At 66.0% G+C, this 3,544-nt stretch carries 2 protein-coding genes; one reads left to right on the top strand and one right to left on the bottom strand.

All coding sequences use genetic code 11. The features are described from left to right. Positions 1 to 46 precede the first annotated feature (46 nt). A complete protein-coding gene (locus ACE3OA_RS21440; RefSeq protein ID WP_374314675.1) occupies positions 47 to 2,545 on the bottom strand; it encodes a cation:proton antiporter in 2,499 nt (832 codons plus the stop codon). A gap of 350 nt (positions 2,546 to 2,895) precedes the next feature. On the opposite strand from ACE3OA_RS21440, the gene coaE reads away from it, so the two are divergent. After that, positions 2,896 to 3,483, top strand: a complete 588-nt coding sequence (coaE, locus tag ACE3OA_RS21435) for a dephospho-CoA kinase (RefSeq protein ID WP_374314673.1) — start codon at positions 2,896 to 2,898, stop codon at positions 3,481 to 3,483. The last annotated feature ends 61 nt before the right edge of the window (positions 3,484 to 3,544 follow it).

Below are 3,544 nucleotides of genomic sequence, written 5' to 3'. Positions count from 1 at the left end.
CGGGCGGTCACCGGCGATCTGCTTTTCGCGCGCCGAGAGGGGCTGGTCAGCCAAAGCTCAGGCGCTCCCCCACATTTAGGCGTTCCTGGGCGACCTGTTCGATGCGCGCCTTGAGGCCCGCATCCTGCGCCAGCAGGCGCTGGAAGTCGCGCGCCTTCAAGGCCAGCAGCTTGCAATAGCCCAGCGCCACGACATCGGCATTGCGCGGGTGGCCGGTGAGCAGAGCAAGCTCGCCGAAGAATTCGCCCGAGCCCAATTCGACACTGGGCTCCACCACCACGCGGACAGCGCCCGAAGCCACGAAATACATGGCGTCCCCTTTTTCACCCCGGCGCACGATAACGCTGTCCGGCAGCACCAGCTGCGGGGTGAGAAGATGGGCGATGGCCTGTTGCCGTTTGATGTCGAGATCGCGGAAGATCGGCACGCGGCCGACCAGATCGACGGCGGAAAGCTCGGGGTCCAGCTTGCAGCGCTCGTCGAGCCCGGTCCAATGCTGTTCCAGCTCGGCTTTCAATTCGCGCTCGACCTCGCCGCTCACCACCAGATTGGCAGCGAGAGATTCATAGGCAGCACTTTCGCGCTGGCGGGCGATGCGGCCGAGATATTGCCGCTGCAGGGCGGCGGCATAGGCCGGATATTGCAGCTTCAGAGCAAGGAGCGAACGTTCGACCGCCTCGATGCGCCGCGCGGTAAGGCCGATGATTTCGGCCGCAGCTTCCTCGCCGATCAAAGGCTGCAGGCGGTCGCGGCTGAACGGCACCAGGCCGGAAAGGACTCGCCGCTGCATCATCAGGAATTCAAAGCGGTCGGCCAGCGCATCCGCCAGCGGCCGTTCGATCCGCAGCCGACGCTGCAGCCACAGGGCAAAGCGGATGCCGGGATTGAAGCCGAGGCCCCGCTCGGCGGCGGCGATATAGCCCTTGCGCCCCGAGGCGCGCACCGCTTCGCGCACATGCTGCGCTTCCCTGAGCAGCATTTCCGCGATGCGCCGGTCGACGATGCGGCCGTTGAGCAGCGCAAAGCAGCGCTCGACCTCGAAGGCCGCGGCAACGGTGAGCCCCACCTTCACCATCTCGTCGGCCATCAGCTCGACCCCGCGATGGGAGCGCGCGCGGGCAACCCCCAATCTTGCTTCCAGGCCGGAGAGAGCCGCATCGGCGATCTCGCGGTCGACGCCCTCGGTGCGTGCGATGTCGTTGAGTTCGCCGGCGACGTCGGTCAGGGTCATCAGCTTGGCACGGTCGCGCACACCGCGCGCCACCGGGTTCAGGCGGTTGAGGCGGAAGAAATTGACCAGCGGCCGGAGCGTGATGCCGTTGATGAAGAGCGTCATCAGCACGAAACCGGTTACCGAGGTGGCGATGAAGTCACGCACCGGTGCCGGCACGGCGGCGTTTTCAATGACCGCCAAAGCCAGCGCCAGCGACACCGCGCCGCGCAGGCCGCCCCAGACGATCACCGTCTTGATGCGGTTATTGATGCGCTGCATGAGGCCGGCGCGGGTGAGGAGCGGCAGCAGCGCAAAGACCGTGATGGCGCGGGCCGCCAGCGTCGCCAGGAACACCAGGAGGATGAAGCCGATTTCCGTGAGGCTGGTGCCTTCCATGATGCGCGGCACGAACATGGCGGCCAAGAGGAAGATGAGCGAATTGGCCCAGAAGCCGAGCTGGCTCCACACCGCTTCCATCTGCTCGAAGGTATGGGCGCTCATGCGCGTCTTACCGGTCGAGCCCAGCACGAGCCCGGCGGTGACGCAGGAGACGACGCCGGAGACGTGGAAATAATGTTCCGGCACGACGAAGCTCAGATAAGCGAGCGCGATGGTGAGGGTGATCTCGGCCCGGGGCCAGCCACCGAGGAAGGGAAAGAGCGCGCAGGCCGCCCGTGCCAGGATGAGGCCCGCGAGCGCCCCCCCGCCGAAGCTTTCCAGGAAGCGGAAGATGGTGCCGCCGATGCTCCCCTCACCGCCGGACAGCTGCATCTCGAGGAGCAGCGTGAAGAGCGCGATGGCGGCGGCGTCGTTGAGCAGGCTTTCCCCTTCGACCAGGGTGGTGAGGCGCTTCGGCACACCCACCTCGCGGAAAATGCCGACCACCGCGGCCGGGTCCGTGGTGGCGACGATCGACCCCAGCAGCAGGCAGGCAACCAGGCCGAAGGGCGATGCGGTGGCGAGCGCCACCCCGACGGTGAGCGCACAGATCACCACCGCCACCACCGCCATGGTGAGGACGGGGGCGATGTCGTCGATGAGCCGCCGCACGTCGATGGCCAAGGCCACTTCGAACAGCAGGGTCGGCAGGAAGATGAGAATGAAGGCTTCCGACGAGATTTCGACACTGCCCAGCGCGTCGAAAATGTCGTGCAGCATGGGCGAGGGAATGACCTGGTCCGGGCGCAGGGAGACGACGGCGCCCAGGATGAAGCCGACCACGGCCAGCAGGACCGAATAGGGAAGGCGCAGCCGCGCCGCCAGGGGCGGCAGCAGGCTCATCAACGCCAGCAGGCTGACAAGGCCGAAGACGACGAGGCCGATGGTAGTCATGAAACCGGGAAGCTTTCAGAGAAAACCCAAGGATCGTTCCGCCCTTATAGCCCATGAAAGCGCATTGGGTCCAAACGGCTTCCGCAGGCTTGGTGATGGGGAGCACAGTGATGCCTGTCACCTGCGGGCCCAGTCTTACTACCCCCTCACCCTGACCCTCTCCCGCGAGGGGAGAGGGAATGAGGTGCCGATGGCAAGAATCATCAAGACTGAAAGACATTGCATGTCGAGCAACGGGCCCCTCTCCCCTCGCGGGAGAGGGGTTGGGGTGAGGGGGCGCCTGATTAGACGGCGTCTGAAGAGGGGGCTGGGCGCTTGACACGACTCAAGGAGCGGGCCAATCGGAGAAGATGCGTATTCTGGGTCTCACCGGTTCCATCGGCATGGGGAAATCGACCGCGGCTGCGATGCTGCGGGCGCTGGGCCTGCCCGTGCATGATGCCGATGCCGCCGTCCATGCCCTGCTGGCCAAGGGCGGCAAGGCGGTGGCGGCGGTCGAGGCGGCCTTTCCCGGTGTCGTCAAGGGCGGCGCCGTCGACCGCAAGGCCCTGGGCGCCCGGGTCTTCGGCAAGCCGGCCGAGCTCAAAAAGCTCGAAGCCATCCTGCATCCGCTGGTCCGCCGGGCCGAGGGCGCCTTCCTGCAACATTGCCGGCAGGCGCGGCACGATGTGGTGGTGCTCGACATCCCGCTGCTGTTCGAGACCGGCGGCGAAAAGCGCTGCGACGGGGTCGTCGTCGTGACCGCGCCACAATTCCTCCAAAGTCAGCGCGTAATGAAGAGGCCGGGCATGACGGAAGCCCGCTTTCGCCAGATCCTCGGCAGCCAGATGCCGGATCGGGAAAAGCGGCGCCGGGCGGATTGGGTGGTGGAGACCGGTCTTGGCCGGCGCCCGACCCTGGCTGCCCTCGCCCGCATCGTTCGCGCGTTGAAACGCTGATCGACCCGGTCGATCATAATTTGGGGTGTAATCGACAAAATCGATGATAGGCGTGTTCGAT

The organism is Dongia sp. (assembly GCF_041906375.1).
Lineage (GTDB): Bacteria > Pseudomonadota > Alphaproteobacteria > Dongiales > Dongiaceae > Dongia.
This window is presented reverse-complemented; position numbering and strand designations above follow the sequence as displayed.